This window comes from Paenarthrobacter sp. 10N417 (genome assembly GCF_056394745.1).
Map to the genome: position 1 here is coordinate 44264 of NZ_JBFTIL010000003.1, position 19876 is coordinate 64139.

19 protein-coding genes and 2 pseudogenes are annotated in these 19876 nt (G+C 63.3%); 6 read left to right on the forward strand and 15 right to left on the reverse strand.

The genetic code is table 11. The features are described from left to right. Positions 1-483, reverse strand: coding sequence for a cupin domain-containing protein (locus tag AC1DCM_RS04540; RefSeq protein ID WP_442004841.1), 483 nt, complete (start codon positions 481-483; stop codon positions 1-3). Positions 484-510: 27 nt separating this feature from the next. Then, a complete protein-coding gene (locus tag AC1DCM_RS04545; RefSeq protein WP_477517456.1) occupies positions 511-1374 on the reverse strand; it encodes a fumarylacetoacetate hydrolase family protein in 864 nt (287 codons plus the stop codon). Between the two features lie 134 nt (positions 1375-1508). Between AC1DCM_RS04545 and AC1DCM_RS04550 the strand changes: the two genes are divergently transcribed. Continuing rightward, positions 1509-1907, forward strand: coding sequence for a RidA family protein (locus AC1DCM_RS04550; RefSeq protein WP_442017275.1), 399 nt, complete (start codon positions 1509-1511; stop codon positions 1905-1907). A 41-nt stretch (positions 1908-1948) separates the two neighbouring features. Then, positions 1949-2293, forward strand: coding sequence for an iron chaperone (locus AC1DCM_RS04555; protein ID WP_477517457.1), 345 nt, complete (start codon positions 1949-1951; stop codon positions 2291-2293). Between the two features lie 4 nt (positions 2294-2297). Here the strand turns inward: AC1DCM_RS04555 and AC1DCM_RS04560 are convergent, their stop codons facing one another. The 12 genes from AC1DCM_RS04560 to AC1DCM_RS04615 form a co-directional block, all read right to left on the reverse strand. Continuing rightward, complete coding sequence (locus tag AC1DCM_RS04560; RefSeq protein ID WP_477517458.1) at positions 2298-3101, reverse strand: IclR family transcriptional regulator domain-containing protein; 804 nt, start codon at positions 3099-3101, stop codon at positions 2298-2300. 72 nt (positions 3102-3173) lie between these two features. Beyond that, positions 3174-3842 (reverse strand): 3-oxoacid CoA-transferase subunit B, encoded by a 669-nt coding sequence (locus AC1DCM_RS04565; protein ID WP_477517624.1) that lies wholly within the window; start codon positions 3840-3842, stop codon positions 3174-3176. A 2-nt stretch (positions 3843-3844) separates the two neighbouring features. Then, positions 3845-4531, reverse strand: a complete 687-nt coding sequence (locus AC1DCM_RS04570) for a 3-oxoacid CoA-transferase subunit A (protein WP_477517460.1) — start codon at positions 4529-4531, stop codon at positions 3845-3847. Between the two features lie 5 nt (positions 4532-4536). Continuing rightward, entirely contained in the window at positions 4537-5751 is a 1215-nt protein-coding gene (locus AC1DCM_RS04575) for a thiolase family protein (protein ID WP_477517461.1), read from the reverse strand. 80 nt (positions 5752-5831) lie between these two features. Next, entirely contained in the window at positions 5832-6269 is a 438-nt protein-coding gene (pcaC, locus tag AC1DCM_RS04580; RefSeq protein WP_477517462.1) for a 4-carboxymuconolactone decarboxylase, read from the reverse strand. Continuing rightward, complete coding sequence (locus AC1DCM_RS04585; RefSeq protein WP_477517463.1) at positions 6266-7069, reverse strand: alpha/beta fold hydrolase; 804 nt, start codon at positions 7067-7069, stop codon at positions 6266-6268. Before AC1DCM_RS04585 ends, pcaC begins: the two co-directional genes overlap by 4 nt. Then, positions 7062-8492: a class-II fumarase/aspartase family protein gene (locus tag AC1DCM_RS04590; RefSeq protein ID WP_477517464.1), complete on the reverse strand. Its 1431-nt coding sequence runs from the start codon at positions 8490-8492 to the stop codon at positions 7062-7064. Before AC1DCM_RS04590 ends, AC1DCM_RS04585 begins: the two co-directional genes overlap by 8 nt. Next, positions 8489-9088, reverse strand: a complete 600-nt coding sequence (gene pcaG, locus AC1DCM_RS04595) for a protocatechuate 3,4-dioxygenase subunit alpha (RefSeq protein WP_477517465.1) — start codon at positions 9086-9088, stop codon at positions 8489-8491. The genes AC1DCM_RS04590 and pcaG overlap by 4 nt, the downstream gene beginning before the upstream one ends. Positions 9089-9092: 4 nt before the next feature. Beyond that, positions 9093-9977 carry a protocatechuate 3,4-dioxygenase subunit beta gene (gene pcaH, locus AC1DCM_RS04600; protein WP_477517466.1) on the reverse strand — a complete coding sequence of 295 codons (885 nt, stop codon included), beginning with the start codon at positions 9975-9977 and terminating at the stop codon, positions 9093-9095. Between the two features lie 36 nt (positions 9978-10013). Next, complete coding sequence (locus AC1DCM_RS04605; protein WP_477517467.1) at positions 10014-11885, reverse strand: bifunctional sugar phosphate isomerase/epimerase/4-hydroxyphenylpyruvate dioxygenase family protein; 1872 nt, start codon at positions 11883-11885, stop codon at positions 10014-10016. After that, positions 11885-12802 carry a shikimate dehydrogenase gene (locus AC1DCM_RS04610; RefSeq protein ID WP_477517468.1) on the reverse strand — a complete coding sequence of 306 codons (918 nt, stop codon included), beginning with the start codon at positions 12800-12802 and terminating at the stop codon, positions 11885-11887. The genes AC1DCM_RS04605 and AC1DCM_RS04610 overlap by 1 nt, the downstream gene beginning before the upstream one ends. A gap of 202 nt (positions 12803-13004) precedes the next feature. Further along, positions 13005-13775, reverse strand: a complete 771-nt coding sequence (locus AC1DCM_RS04615) for an IclR family transcriptional regulator (protein ID WP_431117236.1) — start codon at positions 13773-13775, stop codon at positions 13005-13007. Between the two features lie 202 nt (positions 13776-13977). On the opposite strand from AC1DCM_RS04615, the gene AC1DCM_RS04620 reads away from it, so the two are divergent. The 4 genes and pseudogenes from AC1DCM_RS04620 to AC1DCM_RS04635 all read left to right on the forward strand — a co-directional run. Continuing rightward, entirely contained in the window at positions 13978-15300 is a 1323-nt protein-coding gene (locus tag AC1DCM_RS04620) for an MFS transporter (protein WP_477517469.1), read from the forward strand. Between the two features lie 245 nt (positions 15301-15545). Then, complete coding sequence (locus AC1DCM_RS04625; RefSeq protein WP_477517470.1) at positions 15546-16025, forward strand: hypothetical protein; 480 nt, start codon at positions 15546-15548, stop codon at positions 16023-16025. Positions 16026-16439: 414 nt separating this feature from the next. Further along, positions 16440-16568 (forward strand): annotated as a pseudogene (locus AC1DCM_RS04630) (HNH endonuclease); the annotation flags it as partial. A gap of 63 nt (positions 16569-16631) precedes the next feature. Further along, positions 16632-16766: pseudogene (locus AC1DCM_RS04635) on the forward strand (MFS transporter); the annotation flags it as partial. 96 nt (positions 16767-16862) lie between these two features. Here the strand turns inward: AC1DCM_RS04635 and AC1DCM_RS04640 are convergent. Continuing rightward, positions 16863-19604: an FG-GAP repeat domain-containing protein gene (locus AC1DCM_RS04640; protein WP_477517471.1), complete on the reverse strand. Its 2742-nt coding sequence runs from the start codon at positions 19602-19604 to the stop codon at positions 16863-16865. Positions 19605-19876 lie beyond the last annotated feature (272 nt).

Consider the following 19876-nt stretch of genomic DNA (forward strand, 5'->3'; position numbering starts at 1 on the left):
TTACGCCCGGCGGTAGTCGGCGAGGGTTTCGTCGGGGACGTCGTCGAGGTTGACCACGAGGTTCTCCGGGGTGCGGGCCGTCAGCCACACGAGTTCTTCGGTGACGGACATGTTGGCTTCGACGTGAGGCATGAACGGCGGCACGAAGACCCAGTCGCCGGCCTTCATGTCAAGGAACTCTGAGTAGTTTTCGCCGAAGTAGATGCGGCCGTGGCCACGAAGAACGTAGCCGCCGGTTTCGGCTTCACCGTGGTGGTGCGGCAGGGAGCGGTACCCGGGGGTGTTGGAGACCTGGCCGAACCAGATCTTGGTTGCCGGGGTGTGCTGGATGCTCACTCCGGAGACGCGGATGCAATCCCCGGACTGGGCGGTGTTGGTGTCTTCCTCACCCGCGCGGGTCACTACGGGGACAACCTTGCCGTCAGCGCCGGCGTAGATGGAGTTGTCGCCTTCGAGGCGGTATTCGGTGGTGGTCTGGCTCATGGGGATTCTCCTTTTTGGCGGTGGGATTTAGGCGTTGGCGGGGATTGGCGCGACCGGCGCGTGGATTCGGAACGTGTTTTCCAGGCGGCCGATGCCGTCGATTTCGGTGGTGAGGACGTCGCCGTCCTTGAGGTAGCGCGGCGGGGTCATACCCATGCCGACTCCCCCTGGCGTGCCCGTGAGTACGAGATCGCCGGGGCGCAAGACGGTGAACTGGGAAATGTAGGACAGGAGCTGGGCGGGGCCGAACACCAGGGTGCCGGTGTTTCCCTGCTGCACGAGCTCACCGTTGACGTAGCCGCGGACCTCGAAGCTTTCGCTTGCCTCGTCCGCAGTCAGCATCACGGGGCCCACTGGCGTGGTTGCGTCGAAGGCCTTGCCCTGGAACCACTGCAGGGTGCGGTTCTGCCAGTCACGCATGGAGACGTCATTGGCAACGGTGTACCCGGCAATTGCCGCCCGGGCCTGCTCTTCGTCAGCGCGAAACAGTTCAGAACCCACGACGACGGCCAACTCGGCTTCCCAGTCCACGCGGCCACTGCCATGGACTTCTACTGCGTCTGCGGCTCCGATCAGCGTGTCCGCGTATTTGGCGAAGAGGGTCGGATATTCAGGAAGTTCGCGTCCCATTTCCTGGATGTGGTCCCCGTAGTTCAGCCCGCAACAGATGACTTTTCCGGCGTGGGGAAGGAGTGGGGCGAAGTCAGTTTCAGTTGCTGCGATGACGGTGAGTCCGCCGTCCGCCATTGCCTTCTCGGTGATCATGCGCCATTCCGGGTGTCCCAGGAGCGCGCCGACGTCGGTGGCCGGCAGCGCAACGTACGTGTCGGCACCCGTGGCGAGTGCCGCCGTCGTACTTCCGCCGGAGGTGCGCAAGGTGGCAAGTTTCATGGGTTCTGCTCCTTCGAGATTCAATGTGTCGACTTTTTTACGATCGTCACATATGCTCAACGTAGCACGGCAGAAATGATCTGCACAGAGGCATTTCAAAAGTTTTTGCAGTCGCCACAACAAGGAGGAACAGCATGAGCCACAAAACAATCAACCCGGAGTCACTCCCCAAGCCATCCGGTTTTGCGCATGGCATGCTTGCCGGAAACACGGTGTTCCTGGGTGGACAGACTGCCTTGGACAAGAACATGAACATCGTTCCCGGCGGCATTGTGGAGCAGTTCACGCAGGCGTTCTCCAACGTGCTGACCACGTTGCGGGAAGCCGGTGGACAGCCGGAGGACCTCGTCAACGTCACCATCTACCTCACAGACGTAGACGACTACATGGCGAACGGGCGCGAGATCGGACGAATCTGGCGTGAGATGGCTGGCACTCAGTACCCGGCGATGGCGGGCATCGGTGTGACCCGGCTGTGGCAGAAAGAGGCCCTGATCGAAATCCAGGGCATCGCAGTTATTCCTGAGGGCTAAACCTCTGGCCTCTGCTGCGGCCTTAATGAAGCATGTCTCGTATGGGAACCGTCACCGAATATCTGGAGAACGTCAGCGAGGGTAACCGGGAAATCCTCGAGCGGATAGTTGCGATCGCGCGTGAACTTGCCCCGGACGCCAAGGAAGGCACCAGCTACGGCATGCCTGCTTTGCTGGTGGACGGCAAGGGCTTCGTAAGTGTGATCGAAACCAAGAAGCACCTTGCCCTGTACCCGTTCAGCGGGCAGATCCTGCCGGAGATGTCGGAGGAGCTGGGCGGTTATTCGTGGTCGCCGGGGACATTGCGGTTCTCTGCTGACAACCCTGTTCCGGACTCCATGGTTCGGCGGATTCTCGAGACGCGGTTGGCTGCGATCCGTAAGTAGCTACTTAGTGCTTCGCGGACACGTCCTGCGAGATCGCGTTGGCCGTGGCGACGACTTCCTGCCGGACTGACTCGAGATACTTGTCCGGGTCCGGCTCCGCCGCGACCGCCTGGGCCTGAAGGGACACGTTGATCGCCGCAACATTGTCGCCGTTGTTGTGGTTCCAGACCGGCGCCGCGATAGACATGAGCCCGATTTCCAGCTCCTGGTCCAGCAGGCACCAGCCTTGCGCACGGACCTGCTCGACGGCGGCCCTCAAGTCTGCAGCGTTGGCCACGGTTCGCGGGGTGATGGGCTTGAGTTCGACGTTGGCCAGGTATGCCTCGAGCTTGGCCTGTGGCAGACCCGCGAGCAGAACGCGGCCCATCGATGTGGCATAGGCCGGGAAGCGGGTACCCACGGTGATGCCCACGTTCATGATCCGGCGGGTCGCGACGCGGGCGACGTAGAAGATGTCCGGGCCGTCTAAGACCGCGGCAGACGTGGACTCCCCCAGCTTCAGGCTCAACTGCTCCAGATGTGGCTGAGCCACCTGAGGCAGGGACAGCGCCGAAAGATACGAATACCCGAGTTGCAGCACCTTTGCAGTGAGGGCGAAGGTCTTGCCGTCCGTGCGAACGTAGCCGAGCTCAACAAGGGTGTGAAGAAAACGACGGGCTGTGGCGCGGGTCAGGTCGGTGCGGGCTGCGACTTCACTGAGGGTCATCACCGGGTTGTTCGCATCGAACGCCCGGATCACGGCCAGACCCCTGGCCAACGACTGCACATACTGGTCGCTGGCCTGCGGGGTAACTGCGGAATCGGTCATGGTTACCAATCCTAGGGTGCGTTGCGGGGCCCACTCCGCATCCCCAGAGCGGGCCCCACAACGTGAGGAGTGTTAGGCGCCGGGCTTCAGGGGAAGGGGAACGAGCTCCTGGATTTCCTCGAAGGTGCAGCCGAACGTCTCGCGGACAGTGACGCCGTCGGGTCCTGTGAGGAAGACGGCCTTGTCCGTGTACACGCGGGTCACGCAGCCGACGCCGGTGAGCGGGTAGGTGCACTGCTCCACCAGTTTGGACACGCCCTCGCGCGTCAACAACGTCATCATCACGAACACATCCTTGGCGCCCGTTGCGAGGTCCATGGCACCACCCACGGCGGGGATGGCGTCGGGGGCGCCGGTGTGCCAGTTGGCGAGATCGCCCGTTGCGGAAACCTGGAAGGCGCCGAGGACACAGATGTCCAAGTGACCACCGCGCATGATCGCGAAGGAGTCGGCGTGGTGGAAGTATGACGCTCCGGGCAGCTCGGTGACGGGGATCTTGCCGGCATTGATCAAGTCACCATCGATCTCGTCGCCCTCAGCCGCAGGGCCCATCCCCAACATCCCGTTCTCCGTGTGGAGCGTGATGTTCTGTTCCTCGGTGAGGTAGTTGGACACGAGAGTGGGCTGGCCGATGCCCAGGTTCACGAAGGAACCCGGTGCGATGTCTCGTGCCACCAACTGGGCGAGTTCGTCGCGGCCCAGGGGCTTCTCGGACGTCTGGATACTTGTCGCAGTGCTCATCATCAAGCCACCTTCCCATCGAATTCTGCAGAACCAACCCGGACCACACTGTTGACGTAAATCCCCGGCGTCACCACGTTCTCCGGATCCAAGGAACCGGTGGGCACGATCTCGGAGACCTGCACAATGGTGTGCTTGGCAGCGGCCGCCATGATGGGGCCGAAGTTCCGGGCAGTTTTTCGGTACACGAGGTTGCCCTTGCCGTCCGCCTTGAGTGCCTTGATGAGGGCGATGTCGGCGTGGATGGGCGTTTCGAACACCTGCCACTTTCCATCCAGCAAGCGCGTTTCCTTGCCCTCAGCAAGGGTAGTGCCATAGCCAGTGGGCGTGAAGAACCCACCAATCCCAGCGCCCGCGGCACGGATACGCTCAGCCAGGTTGCCCTGCGGAACCAGTTCCAGCTCGATCTCACCCGCATGGAACTTGGCATCGAAGTGCCAGGAATCAGACTGCCGCGGGAACGAACAGATCATTTTGCGGACCCGGCCTTCCTTGATCAGCAACGCGAGCCCCTGATCGCCCTGGCCGGCGTTGTTGTTCACCACGGTGAGGTCCTTCGCGCCGCAGTCCATCAGGGCGTCGATCAATTCGAACGGCTGCCCGGCATTGCCGAACCCGCCGATCATCACGGTGGAACCGTCCTTGATGCCGGCGACAGCTTCGCCAACAGTGTCAATGAAATTCAACATGACCCTTAGCCCTTCACTCCGGCAGAAACGTTTTCCAGCACCACAGCCAAGCCCTGCCCCACCCCGATGCAGATCGCCGCCACTCCCCAGCGCCGTCCGGAAGCCTGCAGGGAACGGGCAAGCGTGCCGAGGAGGCGGGTGCCGGAGGCACCCAGTGGGTGGCCCATCGCAATAGCCCCGCCATGCTGGTTCACGATCGAGGGGTCGATCCCCCACGCGTCAACGCAGGCCAGCGATTGCGCGGCGAACGCTTCGTTAAGTTCGACGGCGCCAACCTGGTCCCAGCCGATACCCGCCTTCGCGAGGGCCTTGTTCGCCGCCTCCACTGGAGCGAACCCGAAGAACTGGGGATCGTTGCCATGAGCACCACGGCCGGCGATACGGGCCAGCGGCTCGATGCCGAGGATCGAGGAAGCTGCTTCCGAACCGATCCACGCAGCCGAAGCACCATCATTCAAAGGCGAGGCGTTCCCGGCGGTGACCGTACCGCCGTCGGGCCCGTCAGCCTCGGGACGGAAAACGGTCTTCAAACCAGCAAGCTTCTCCGCGGATGAACCGGCTCGGATGCCCTCGTCACGGACCAAGTCAGTGCCCGGAACCTGCGAAACAAGGTTGTCGTAGAAGCCTTCGTTCCACGCGGCATCGGCGCGGTTGTGCGAGTCTGCAGCGAACTGGTCCTGACGCTCCCGGGTGATCCCGTACTTCTCGCGCAGCCGTTCGGTGGCTTCGCCCAGTGAGATGGTCCAGTCCTTGTTCATGGCCGGGTTCACCAGGCGCCAGCCGAGCGTGGTGGACGCGAGCGTCATATCACCGGCCGGGTAGGGCTTGGAGGTCTTCGGCAGGACCCACGGCGCACGGGACATGGACTCTGCCCCGCCCACGAGGATGAGTTCGGCGTCGCCGGCATTGATCTGGCGGGACGCAATAATCGCCGCATCCAACGACGAACCACAGAGACGGTTGACCGTTGTCCCGGGAATCGACACGGGCAATCCTGCCAGCAAGGTCGCCATCCGGGCCACGTTGCGGTTTTCCTCGCCGGCACCGTTGGCGTTTCCAAACACCACTTCGTCGATCCGTTCAACATCCAGTCCCGGAGCCCTGCGAACGGACTCACGGACCACGTGGGCAGCAAGGTCATCGGGACGGACAGCAGCAAGTCCGGAGCCGAACTTGCCAAAGGGTGTGCGTACGGCGTCGTACACGTAAGCCTGGTTCATGGGTTTTCCTTTGTTTCTCTCTGCCCAACTAGGGGACAGTAAACGTCGCTGTGAGCCTTCAATGGGACATGTGCTGTCCCCTAGTTGGGTTCGTTGGTGTCGATCTCGGCGAATACTTTCTGCGCCGTCTTGAAGGCCGAGTTGGCCGAGGGAACACTGCAATAGATTGCGGTCTGCAGCAGGATTTCCTTGATCTCGTCCCTGCTCAGGCCGTTGTTGAGGGCCGCCCGGATGTGCATCGCGAGCTCCTCCCAATGACCGTGCGCCACCAGTGCCGTGAGGGTGACGGCGGAGCGCATTTGCCGGGTAAGACCGGGCCGCGTCCAGATGCCACCCCACGCGATCCTGGTGATCATGTCCTGATAGTCCTCGGTGAAGGTGTCCATGTTGCCGTTCGCGCGGTCCACGTGCTCATTGCCGAGCACTTCGCGACGTACCGCCATGCCGGCGTCGTAAATGTCCTGCGCGGTGGCGCCCGGCTGAACAGCACCATTCCGCTCGGGAGATGAAGAGGTCATCGTCCGTTCTCCTTCATAAAGGTCCGCATCAACTCGGCCACAACTGCAGGCGCCTCCGCTGGCGCCAGGTGCGCGACGCCGTCGAGCGCCACGGCCTGAGCGGTACCGCCGCCTGCGGTGATACCGGAAACAACAGCTTCGGCCAGCGATGGCGGCGCCACAGAGTCCTCGACGCCGGCAATCGCCTGGGTGGGAACGGTGATGCTGCCGAGCTGCTCGCGGACGTCGAATGCGGCGAGGGCTTCACAGCAGAACGAGTAGCTGAAGCGGTCGGCGTCGCGGAGTGAGTGCAGGAGGCGGCTGCTGATTTCCGGCTGGCGGTCCATAAAGCCGGGACCGAACCAGCGCTCGGCGGAGCCTTGGATCATCACCGGCGTCCCCAGTTGGCGCACGGTTTCGGCGCGCTCCAGCCAGCCTTCAGGCGTGCCGATCTTGGCGCCGCTGCACTGCACGGACAGGCTGCGGAGGCGGTCGCCATGCTTGATGCCGAGTTGCAGGCCGATGGCGCCGCCCAGCGAGACGCCTGCGTAGTGGAACTTCGCGCCCGGACTCACAAAGTCCACGAGATCGACGACGGCGTCCGCCAGTTCCGCGATATCGAAACCTTCGGAGGCGGCCGGCGAGATGCCGTGGCCGGGGAGATCCCAGCCGATGACGTCGTACTCTTCGCCAAGCAGCGCTGCCGTTTCGGTCCAGAGCACGGTGGAGGTGCCCAACGATGGGCCGACCACAAGGAGCGGCTTCGCTCCTAGTTCACGCTCTGGGGACAGCAGAACGGCCTTGACGGTTGGCTTAGCCACGGGTGGCTCCCTTCGTTGTCGGTGAGTCGGAGGCGGCAGCCCTTGCATAGTCCGGGTAGGCGGCCAGGATCCGGCGCGCGATTTCGGCGGCTTCTCCGAGGTAGCTTGCGGGGTCAAGCAATGCCTTAAGCTCCGCGTCAGAAAGCTTGTCCGTGGGCACGGTTTCGCGGAGCAACTTGGTGTAGATCCGCGTCTGCTCGGCGGCGGGCGCTTTGAGCGTTTCATCGACGACGTTCTGCAGCCTTTGTTTTCGGTCCGGACCCAGGAGAGGCACGACGGCGGCAGCAACGCCTTCGCTGAGCAGCAGCGGTCCCGAGAGCTCAAGGTTCCGGCGCATCGCTTCCGGGAAGACACGAAGGCCTTCCGTGAGTTCGCGGAGGTGTCCGGCAGCACCCATAGCCAAGGCGAGCAGCTGACGCAGGGCCGGCCATTCGCTGTGCCAGGCACCGTCCGGGCGCTCGTCGTTGAAGGTGGCCGCCGCGAGGTGCAGCTGCGACGCAAGGCCGGGTGCCTGCAGCGCCGCACTGCGGATGAGTACGGACAGCACAGGGTTCTGCTTCTGTGGCATGGCCGAGGAAACCCCGCGTCCGGCAGCCAATGGTTCACCAAGCTCGGCAACTTCCGGACGGCTCAGGAACAACAGGTCAGCAGCGATCTTGCCGAAGGAATCGACGAGGGCAGCAAGAGCGTCGCCGAGGGCCGTGACGGCGAGGCGGTTGGTGTGCCAGGGAGCAGGAGACGTCGCGAGGCCAAGCTTTGAGGCCAAAGAATCGGCCAGATCAAAGGGCGTGGACTCGGAAGCAGCGGTCAGTTTGGTCGCAGACGCCAGCGTTCCACCGGCCCCACCAAACTGCACCGGCAGCTCAAGGGATTCCAAGCGGGCAGCCGCAGCCGCAACGCCGTGGAACCATTGCGCAGCCTTGAGCCCGAACGTGTACGGCAGCGCGTGCTGCGTCAGGCTTCTGCCCACGCAAAGGGTCTCCGCATGCTGTTCCGCCAAGGTGGCGAGCGCCGTCGTCGTGCGTTTCACGTCAGCGAGCAGTGAAGAAATGGTGCGGCTGGCGAGCAGCATGAGGGCGGAGTCGAGGACGTCCTGGCTGGTGAGGGAGGTGTGGACAGCGGAAGCCGCACCCGAGTCCACGGACTTCACTCGTGCCCGGAGGTCGCCGAGCAAGGGAATCACAGGGTTGCCCCCGCCCTTGCTACGTTCGGCCACAGAAACGACGTCGTAAGAGCCGGCATCGGCGGCCTCGCCCACCACGGCGGCGGAACCGGCGGGGACGAGCCCCGCCTCCTCGAGGACGACAGCCCAGGCGGCTTCGACGTCGAGGATCGCCGCGATCACGGCACGATCGCCCGTCAGCGCCGCAACAGCGGGCGACGCCGAAACCGGGCTAAGGAGGCCGAAGTCGCCGTCGGTCATGGCTGTGAGTCCGCGTTGACGCTGGTTTCCAGCGAACCGTCCTGCTGGAAATCCAGGAATACAGTTTCGTCGCCGCCCTGCAGTCGGATGTCCCAGGTGAGGCCGCCATCGGGGTCGCGACGGGCGATCAGGGTCTTGCGACGCTCGGGATCCAGGGAGCTAAGGAGCGGATCGTTGGCCAGCGCTTCCTCATTGTCCGGAAGATACACGCGGGTGAAAAGGCGGTTCATGAGGCCGCGGGCAAAGACCGCCACGGAGATGAACGGGGCCGAACCCGGCGAGGTGGGTCCGGGGTTGACGGTAGTGAACGTGTAAACGCCGGAGTTGCCCACGGAGCCGCGGCCCCAGCCGGTGAAGGTGTAGCCATCGCGGACCAGGGAGCCGGTGCGCTGGACGATGTTGCCCTCGGAGTCCGGCTGCCAAATTTCAAGGATGGCGTCCGGGATGGTGTTGCCGGCGCCGTCGTAGACCGTGCCTTGGAGGCGGATGCTTCCCGGGCTGCCCGGGGCGAGGAGTTCGTTGTCCTTGTTAAACGGGAGGGCGTAACCGTAGAAGGGTCCGACGGTCTGGCCCGGTGTGGGTGTCAGCTTGCTCATGTGCTTACTCCTCGTCCCCGGCGTCGCCGAATGCTTCGTTCTCTGTCCAGGTCCGCTTGGAGCCGGTCAGGATGATGTCCCACTTGTAGCCAAGGGCCCATTCGGGGCTCGTCAGCTCGTGGTCGTACTCAGCCACCAGGCGGTCGCGGGCGTCCTGGTCCACGATGGACTGGTAGATGGGGTCCAGCGGGAAGAGCTGATCGCCCGGAAAGTACATCTGGGTGACGATGCGCTGCGTGAACTCCGCGCCGAACATAGAGAAGTGGATGTGGGCCGGGCGCCACGCGTTCAGGTGGTTTTTCCATGGGTACGCGCCGGGCTTGATGGTGGTGAAACTGTACGAGCCGTCATCACCGGTGATGCAACGCCCGACGCCGGTGAAGTTCGGGTCCAGCGGTGCGGGGTGCTGGTCGCGCTTGTGAATGTAGCGGCCGGCTGCGTTGGCCTGCCAGATCTCCACGAGTTGGCCCGCGACCGGCCGGCCGTCGCCATCAAGAACACGGCCTGCGACAATGATGCGTTCACCCTGCGGCTCACCGTTGTGCTGGATGGTCAGGTCGGATTCCAGCGCGTGCACGTCCTGGTGGCCGAACGCGGGCGAGTAGAGCTCGATCGTCTCCGGGTCCGCGTGGTGCAGGCTCTTGGTCGGGTGGCGCAGGATGCTGCTGCGGTACGGAGCGTAGTCCAGCCGTGGCATGGTCTCCGGCGCCTTGCCGTTCTTCAGCGCCTCCGCATAGCGATCCGCAATGCCCTTCATCTCAGCACTGAGATCCGCTTGGGTTTCCACCTTCTTGGAATCATGCGCTGCGTGTGGCTCAGCAGGCGGCACGAGTTCCTCGGATTCGAGCGCTTGTGCAGAGTTGACTTGTGCTGTCTGTTCTTGTGGCACAGTCGGCTCCTTTCGGTTGATGGCTTCGTTACGGGTCTAGATGCGGTGCAGCGAGTCGTATTGGACGGCGTGGCGCACCGGCGCGTTGGGCGCTCCGTAGCCGTCGTAGTTGCCCCGGCGTTCCACCATTTCGAAGAACACGCTCCCAACCGTGGCGGTGTAGAAGTGGAGGAATTCTCCGTTGGCGTCGCGGTCGTACAGGAGATTGAGCTCCTTGAGGGTGGCCCGGAATTCCGGTTCAAGATCGAACCGCGCGTCCAAGTCTTCGTAATAGTTGGCGGGGATCTGCAGGAACTCGAGGCCACGACCGCGGGCCGACCGGGCTGCCCCCACGAGGTCGTTCACGGCGAACGCGATGTGTTCCTGGTACGTTTTGCGGGCAGTTTGCGCCTGCTGTGCCGGTGCCAGGTTCAGAACCAGCCTGACTGAGCCGTCCGAGGTCTCCATGACCTGCGAGCGCACGAGGCCGCTGGGGCTCGGGACTTCGGCGAACGGCTGCGGTTCAAGGGCCAGGGCGCTGGTGTAGAACAGGACGGCTTCGTCGAAGTGCTGCCACGGCTGGGCCAGATTTACGTGGTCAATCACGGCATTTTGCGCACCGGAAACGTGTTCCAGCCCCTCGCCAAACTCGTGCGTCCACGCGGCGGTCCCGTCCGGGCTGCCCTGGCACAGGAAGATTTCGGTGGAGTCCGGGGCAGAGATGCCTTGGAACACTTCCTCATCGGCTTGGACTTTGCGTGCCACGACTGGCGCCTTGAGTTGTTGGGCGCGAGCGGAGGCAATCACTGGAGAGTCGACGTCGAACCCCAATGCGGCGATAGCCGGTTCGGCGTGCTGTGCAGCTTGCTCGTTGATGATCACGCGCGCTTGGCCCATGGTCCAGAGCTGGACGTCCTTGGTGCGGTGCCGGCCCTCGAACTCGAACCCGAGCTGGCCCAGGAGCTTCTCCAGCTGGGCGGTGTCGTCAGCCTTGACCTCGGCGAAGTTGAAGCCAGCGGGTTCGTTCACCTTGGGCAACGTGGCCAGTTCCATGGGATAACGACGCCGGGAGGCGCTTCCGTTGCCGGTTGCGGAGTCCGCGGAGGTGCTTTCCAGCCACTTGGCGCTCTGCTCCTCGAGCCAGATCAGGGAACGCATGGCGTCCACGGCTGTCCGCTCGACATCGGACTGGCGGAAGACATCGTTGAAAACTTCCAGCGAAACCGGACCTGTATAGCCGGCGCGGACCACGTGGCCCATGAACTTTGCAAGCTCGAACTGACCCTCGCCAGGGAACACGCGGTAGTGGCGGCTCCAGGAGAGGACGTCCATGGAGAGTTTAGGGGCGTCGGCCACCTGGACGAAGAAGATCTTCTCCGCGGTGATCTTCTCGATCGGCGCAGTGTCCCAGTCGCGGGAGAGGATGTGGAAGGAGTCCAGGCACGTGCCGAGGTTGGGGTGGTCAACCATCTCGACCAAGCGATACGCGTGCTCGTAATCGTTGACGTACTTGCCCCAGGCCAGCGCTTCGTAGGCAACTTTGACGCCGTGGTCCCCCGCGAGTTCAGCAAGTTCTGCCAGTTGGGAGGCGCGAAGTTCGTCGTCGTCGATTGTTGCCGTCGCCACGTTGGAGCAGACCAGGATGGTGTCCATGCCCAGGCGTTCCATCACGTTAAACTTTGCCTCGGCCCGCCTAAGGTTGGCCTTGAGCAGGTCCGGAGTGACGCCGTCGAAGTCGCGGAAGGGTTGGTAGAGGTCCAGACCCAGGCCGAGATCGGCAGCCATTTTCCGCACATCCTCGGGGCTGAGCGGCGAGGTGACGAGGTCCTGCTCGAAGATTTCGATGCCGTCAAAGCCCGCTATTGCGCAGGCCTGCATCTTCTCTTTCAGGGTGCCAGACAGGCAGACAGTGGCGATACCGGTGCGCATCAGTGAGCTGCCTTCGCCAGTGCTGTCCCGGACATTTCGATTGCGGCATCTTCCACGGCGATCAGCTCCAGGAAGTGTGCCCGCATGCGGTCGCGATCGGCATCGCGTCCGGTGAAGAGCTGGAAAGCGTCGGCCGCCTGACCGACCGCCATCCTGCCACCGTCGAGGACGTCGCAACCCTTGGCGCGCGCCTCGCGGACCAGCCGTGTCTCGATCGGTCGGTAGACGATGTCGGCAACCCAATGGCGCGGTTCCAGGAGGTCGACGTCCAAGGGCAGTCCTGGATGTGCGGCCATACCGATAGGGGTGCAGTGCACCAGGCCGTCGGCGAGCGGCATGATCTCGTTTAGTTGTGCAGGAGTGCGTGGCGTGACGGTTGCCGCCGGAAAGAGTTCGCCGAGTTCCGTGGCACGATCGGCTGCGCGGGCTGCATCCATGTCCACGAGGTCCAGCACGCCGACCCCGGCCTTGAGCAACGCGTAGGCGACGGCGGACCCGGCACCGCCAGCACCCAGCTGGACAACGTGGTCGCGCTTCGCCCCGGGCAGGCCGTCGGCGAGCGCCGAGCCGAAGCCGGAGAAGTCAGTGTTGTGGCCGATGAACCGACCATCCTGGATCAGGACTGTATTGACAGCACCCAGCCTGTGGGCGTCGTCGGAAATTTCGTCAAGATGCTCCAGCACCAGCTGCTTGCACGGGTGCGTGATGTTCAGGCCGTTGAAGCCCATACGCTGGGCGGCGGTGAGGAGATCCCCGACGGCGGTGGCCGGCAAGGCCAGATCCAGCAGGTCGATGGGACGGTACAGCAAGCGAAGGCCCTGCACGTCGGCTTCGCGTTCGTGCATGGGCGGCGTGAGCGAGGGCATGACGCCTTCGCCTATGAGGCCCACCAGAACGGACTCGGCTCGATTGCTCATCCTAAAGCTCCTTTGACTTCAGCACCCCGGGCTGTTGGCGCTTTTCGGGCGTCGCCAGGCCGGGTGCTATTGAGATTACTACAAGTGTTCATATTCCGCACGCTTGTTCTTATCGCGAACATTTCCGCCAACCTCACCCAACCAAGTAGCACTAGTGCGCGTTTGGGACCTTCTAAGCGCGCTTAACTGCGACCTAGTTGGGTTAGCGCTGGGGCAGGCGGGCGGCGAGTTCAGCCGCGGCCTCCTGCAACGTGGGTACGTGGGCGATGAGTTCGTCCATGGTGAGACGAAAAACTGGCACGGCCGTGGCGAGAGATGCAAAGGCGTGGCCTTGGGAATTGAGGACCGGCACCGCGACGGCACGCATGCCGATCTCGTTTTCTTCATCCATCACCGCATAGCCCTGCCGGCGCACCTGCTCAATCTCCGCCCGGAATGCGGCCCGGTCGGTAATGGAGCGCTCAGTGAGAGGCTCCAAAGGCAACTCTTCGAGCAGTCGTTCGCGTTCGGCGTCGTTCTCAAAAGCGACAATCGCCTTACCCACGGACGTCGTGTGCAGCGCGCCCAAATGACCGGGATCGCTGGTGACACGGAAGGTCTTGGGGCCGTCCACCTTATTGACTGTCAGATGATGGTTGCCATCGCGCACGGAGAGGATGGTTGCTTCCTCGGTCTTCTCGGTGACGCGCTGGAGTACGGGAAGGGCGGTTGCTGCGAAGCCATGGTGGTTCGACACCCGCTGGCCCAGCTGGAAAACCCGCAATCCCAGGTGATATCGACGGCCGTCCGGCTCGTAGTCCACGAATCCATCGCGCGTCAGCGAGCCGAGCAGGCGGTAGGTGGTGCTGAACGGAAGTCCCGCACTCCTGGCCAGATCCGCGGCACTAGCGCCCTTGGGCTCATTTCCCAGCAATACCAACAGGCCCAGGGCCTTGCCGACCATGTCGGTCTTTGTGTCCTCTTTCACACTCATGCTTAGATGCTCTCACATAGTGAGAGCTATTTCTAGATAGTGGGGACAAGTCTTGACAAGTGACCCCAGTCACGGCCACTATTGCTGTATTGCACAAGTAGCTCTCACCATGTGGTTACTTTGGGATTGATCCGGCCGCACCTCGCTCTGGTCTTCCCGCAGAAGCCAGACCCGCGACATCGTCGTCACAGAAGGAACACCCATGAGCCACACAATGCCGTCAGCGACGCCAGGCACAGTTACCCCAGCAGGAACACCCAAGAAGGCGGCACTCGCCAGCTTCCTGGGAAGCGCAGTGGAGTACTACGACTTCTTCATCTTCGGCTCCGCCGCAGCCCTGATTTTCCCGCACGTGTTCTTCCCGGACGCGGACACCAACGCATCGATCATGTCCTTCGCAACGTTCGGCTTCGCCTACGTTGCCCGCCCTGTGGGCGCTGTCATCCTGGGCCACTTCGGCGACAGGATCGGCCGGCAGAAGGTCCTCATGTTCACACTGGTCCTGATGGGTGCCGCGACCTTCGTGATCGGCTGCCTCCCGGACTTCAAGACCATTGGCTGGTGGGCTCCCGTCCTGCTGGTACTTGCCCGCCTTGCCCAAGGTCTTTCGGCTGCCGGTGAGCAGGCCGGTGCCTCGTCAATGACGCTGGAGCACGCTCCGGACAACCGCCGCTCGTTCTTCACCTCGTGGACCCTGACCGGCACCCAGGGCGGCCAGATTTTGGCAGCGCTCGTCTTCATTCCAGTACTCGCGCTCCCGGACGAGATCAAATACGGCATTGGCTGGCGCATCCCGTTCTGGCTCAGTGCCGTAGTAGTGATCGTGGCGTTCTTCATCCGACGCACCCTGCACGAGCCGCCGGCATTCGCCGAGGCCAAGAAGAACAACCAGATCGCCAAGCTGCCCATTGCCGATCTCCTCAAGCTGCACTGGCGCGACGTCCTCCGCGTGGTGTGCTGCGCCTTCATCGCCGCCGTGAGTACCGTATTTGGAACCCTGGCCATCAAGTACGCCCAGGACGTGGCCCACGTCAGCGGCACCATCACCTTGTGGCTCGTTGTAGTAGCCAACATTGTGGCCCTCGGTACCCAGCCACTGTTCGGCATGCTCGCGGACAAGATCGGCCGCAAGCCAGTCTTCATCTACGGCGCCATCGCCAGCGCCATCATGACTCCGGTGTTCCTGCTGACTTTGGAATCGGGAGTCGTCCCGCTCATGTTCCTGGTCTCCGTGGTGTTCTTCTCCTTTGGGTATGCCGCCGCCAACGCCGTGTGGCCGTCCTTCTACGGTGAAATGTTCAGCACCAAGGTCCGCTTCTCCGGTCTCGCCATCGGCACTCAGCTCGGCTTCCTCATGGCCGGTTTTGCTCCGACCATCGTGACCGCGCTCGGTGGCACCAAGCCTGGCGGCTGGGTCCAGATCTCCATCTTCACCGCAGTCATCTGCCTGATCGCAGCGGTCTCAGCCATGACCGCACGCGAGTCAGCAAAGGTCCCGACGGCGGAACTCGGCTTGCACAAGTAAGTCGCCGCAGCTCCCACCTTGGCAGGGCGCAGACGGTGACCTCGAGCACTGGAACCCCGAGAAGGACCAACCCTCCAGCGCCATCCTCAAAAGCTTCCAAGACCAGCTCGCGCCCAAGATCCGCCGGGCATTGGAAGGCGACAGCAACGACGACGAACACGAAGCCCTCTTCGAGATCGCCGAATTCTTCGGGATCGAATACCGCGATCCCTCCACCTACGACAGCCCGAAGGGCGACGAATGACATGACCCCCACCAAGAACATCCGCGGCCGCGCCACGCTTGCCACTGCAACCCTCCTGATCAGTGCACTGGCGCTGCTCACCGGCTGCGCAGGCGCCCCGTCCAACACGACCACATCCACTGCAACCAGCGCCGAGCCAGCGCCCTCCCAAACCGCGACTCCAACGCCGACAGAGTCGCTGGATCTGCGCGGCTTTGATGCAGACAAAGCTGAGGAGTACATCGCCTTCCTCATGAAGCGTGACATGGGTATGCGCGACTACATGGCCATGGACTTCGCCTTCAGGACATGCACGGGTCTCGAAGCCCGACGCGAACTCGGAGATCTCTCCGATGAACTGGCTGACGAGTTTCGGGGGCAGCGGTACATGATCGGCAATCTCATGGCCGTGACCACGTCGCAGTTCTGCCCCGAGAACAACGCGTACCTGAAGGAACAGGGAAACGCCCTCGCCGGCTACACCATCGAGAACATTCCCTAAGCGTCTGCAACCCACGCAGCACTTCAGCCACACCCACACTCGAGCCCCCGGAGCGCCTCACATGGCGCTCTGGGGGCTCTTTCTACCTAGCCACGAGAGGAGCGGAACCGAACTGTGTCATTCCCCATAGCCGGACCGAACTACCTGCACCCCTCGAAGCAGGCTCATCTCGCAAGAGTGGCCGCCTCACGAGCTCGCCTTGAGGCCTTCAACCACCGGGTGACAATCAACCAGATCCTCGGTAAGGAGAGAGCGCTCCAGCTGGCAGCAGCTCGCTTCTTACCAGCCGGCGAAACACTCACCTCGCCCCGGCATCTGGATCTCGCTCAATGGCCGTACTCCGGCACCGACAAGCATCCCTACAACGTGCCTTTCGCAAAGAGAGCTCAGGTGCTCAAGGACGACGCTGTCTGTGTGTGGTGCCGGCTGAATCCCTCCACAACGATCGACCACGTTCGCCCGCTCAGCCGAGGCGGCAGCAACCACCCACTCAACCTGGTGGGCGCCTGCGAGCCCTGCAACTCGGCAAAATCCGACTTCATGCCACGCGAGCTCGGCTGGGTGATGCGGCTTCCGTTGCGGGCATTCGCGCTCGAGGTCATCGTCGGCGGCACCAAGCCTGGCGGCTGGGTCCAGATCTCCATCTTCACCGCAGTTATCTGCGTGATCGCAGCGGTCTCTGCCATGACCGCACGCGAGTCAGCTAAGGTCCCGACGGCGGAACTCGGCTTGCACAAGTAAGTCGCCGCAGCTGCCACCTTGGCAGGGCGCAGACGCTGGAAAAGCCCGGAATGTCCTATGACATTCCGGGCTTTTCGCTGTCCAACACAGAACTACCTACCGCGGGTTCAGCGCCACCGGCTTGAACTTCCCCGTGCCCGTCCCGGAGTACATCAGCAGCGTTCCGTCCCCAGCGACTCCCACCACGGAGGGGTCGCCAGTACCGGTAAACCCGTTGCCGAGGGCCGCGATGCTGGAGAACATGTTCCACCCTGAACCAAGGTAGGAGCGTGCAAGGAAGCCACCAGCGCCGTTCCCCGGGTAGAGCCAGAGTCCGCCATCACCGGAACGGCCAACCAGGTCTTCCCTTCCATCGCCGTTGAAGTCACCGGCCTGCAGGACCAGGTTGAACATGTCCCACCCGGTGCCGATCTGCTTGCGGGCAAGAAAGCCCCCGGAGCCGTTGCCGGGGTAGACCCACAGCACGCCATCGCCGGACTGGGCAACGATGTCCGGCTTTCCGTCGCCCGTGAAATCGCCCGGGGCCAGCAACTGCTCGAAGCCCTGCCATCCGGTGCCGATCTGTTTTCGGGCAAGGAACTGTCCCGTGCCATCGGTCGGGTAGAGCCACAGTGTCCCATCGGAAGCCCGGGCTACAAGATCGGGGTGCGAATCGCCGTCGAAATCTCCCGCACTCAACACAGACGTGAACTGGCCCCAGCCCCACCCGACTTGAACACGCGGAAGGAAACTGCCGGATCCGTTGCCCGGGTAAAGCCACAACGCGCCGTCGGTGCCTCGCGCCAGGATGTCGGCGGCAGCATCGCCGTCGAAATCGCCTGCTTCCCACACCTGAAGGAACTGGTTCCAGCCGGTCCCGATCGCAAGCCGATCCGCGAAGCCACTGCCGTCACCTGGATAGAGGGTCATACCCCCGCCCGCTGCAGCCGTCAGGACGTCCACGCGCTTGTCGCCCGTGAAGTCCCGGCCGCCGACGATGTCACCTACCCCGTTCCAACCGGTTCCGACGGCGGCGCGCGGCAGGAAGCCGCCCTTGCCATCCCCGGGGTAGACGTAGAGGGTGCCGTCGCTGGCACGTGCCAGCAAACCTGGAGCGCCGCCGCCGAACGAACCTGACGCTGCCAGGCTGTTGAAGGAATCCCAGCCCTGGCCGATCTGCGTTTGGGCGAGGAAACCACCCGTGCCATTGCCTGGATACAACCACAGGCGGCCATCAGAGCCGGCAGCAATCAGGTCACTCCGGCCATCCGCGTTGAAGTCCCCCGCCGCAACCAATTGGGTAAAGCCCTGCCACCCAAAACCGATCTGGCTCCGGGTCAGGAATCCGCCCTTGCCGTTGCCCGGATACAGCCAGAGTGCGCCCTCGCTGGTCCGGGCCAGGATGTCCGCGAAGCCGTCACCATTGAAGTCCGACGTTCCAAGTACGGCGTTGAAAATGCCCCAGCCCGAGCCGATCTGCACCGGATCATCCAGCCGGTTTCCCGGGAGGCCAGTGAAGAGCAGCAGGGAACCGTCGGCCTCGCGCGAGATGACGTCCGCCAGTTTGTCGCCGTCAAAGTCGCCTGCGGAGAAGCGCATGCGCGCCTTGAGTTTGGGATCGGCGTTGATGGTGACAGTCGCCGACGTTGTGGAGACGGAGTTGATGGTGACCTGCGTGCCCGTGTACGTGGTGAAGGTGCTGCCGGCTTGCCAGGCGTGGTTCTTGGCGTAGTACTGTTCCTGGAACGGGATGGTGGAAGGCATGAGAATCAGCGATGAGGCGATCGTGGCGCCGCCGCGTTGGACGATCTTGACGCCCCTGTTGCCAGCGGGCCTGCCCTGCTCCCCGAGATAACTGTCGTACCCCGCAGGCTCTCTCAGCTCCAAATAGTAGGCTTCCCCGCTGACGGGGTCCGTGAACTTGATGGCCCTCTGCGCCTCGGTGCCTCCCCAGGGCTTCAGCGTGTAGCTTTTGACGCCTGTGGCCACCCCGACATCCCGAATTTCGTCGCCGCGGCCCAGCCCCGCGTAGTCCCAGAAGCTGGAGCTCACCACCGGCTGGGCGTACTGCGCCGCGCCCATGAGGTCCGTGGTGTCCCCGTATTCGCGGATGTAGCAGGAGCTGTCCGTGAACCGCCCGGTGCTGTCCACGCCGACGTCGGACGCGCCGCTGTTGCACTGCAACGCGTCGGCGTGCATCAGTCCGATCACGTGCCCGAATTCATGGCTCATGACGTTGTTGGAGAAGTTGCTGATTTGCGGCATCAGCACCCGCCCGCTGTAGCTGCCACTGCTGTAGCCCACGCCCAGGGCGTTCCCGGAAAGCGTGGACGCCGGAATGAAGATCACCAGTGCCGTGTACGGGCTGGCTGTCCACTTCAACTCGCTGGTGATGGTGGACATGATGGTGCTGTAGCTGTCGGTCGACTTGGCTTTGGATTGGAACCCGGAGACCTTGCTGTCCACGGTCATGGACAGCTTGTTGTCCGTCATGGCTTTCCAGTAGCTGCTGGTGGCCGCCACCGTCTGCTCGGCCCCTGACATGGAGATTGGGTTGGTATTATCGGCCAGTTTGGCCGTCACCAAACGGACCCGGATATCGCCATTGGGGCCGGTTGCTGCTGCGCCCGCGCCGAGAAGGGATTCGACGTCGGTGGTCGCGCCACTGCTGGATGGCGCCTGACCGGGTGGCGTCTCGAAGACGTGCTCGGAATGCGGTGTCCCCTCGAAGAACCGTACGTTCGGATTATCGGGCGTGGGTTCCGGCACTGCCGAAGCAGGGGCCTGGACGAAAAACAGGCCGGTGGCGAAAACCACCAAGCCTGTGGACACCGCGATCGCACGTCGCAAAAAACCCATTGAATCTCCCGGGGACGGAGTCTGCGGTCCCTGTGAGTCTCAAGAACCGAGATCAGGCTACAGCCGAGCCGGCAGGCGTCTCTGGACGTGCGCGCCAACCGTCGGCGAGTCCTGCCGCCGGAGGCGCGTACCGGCGTCGGGCTTAACCCGAAACGCAAGCATCCCGGAATGCTAACCGGACCCTAACCACGCCGAAATACTCCGGCAACAATGCCCCGCCACACTGGAATAGCCGGCAAGTGCAGGCACCAGCTCCAGTTCAGGAGGACACC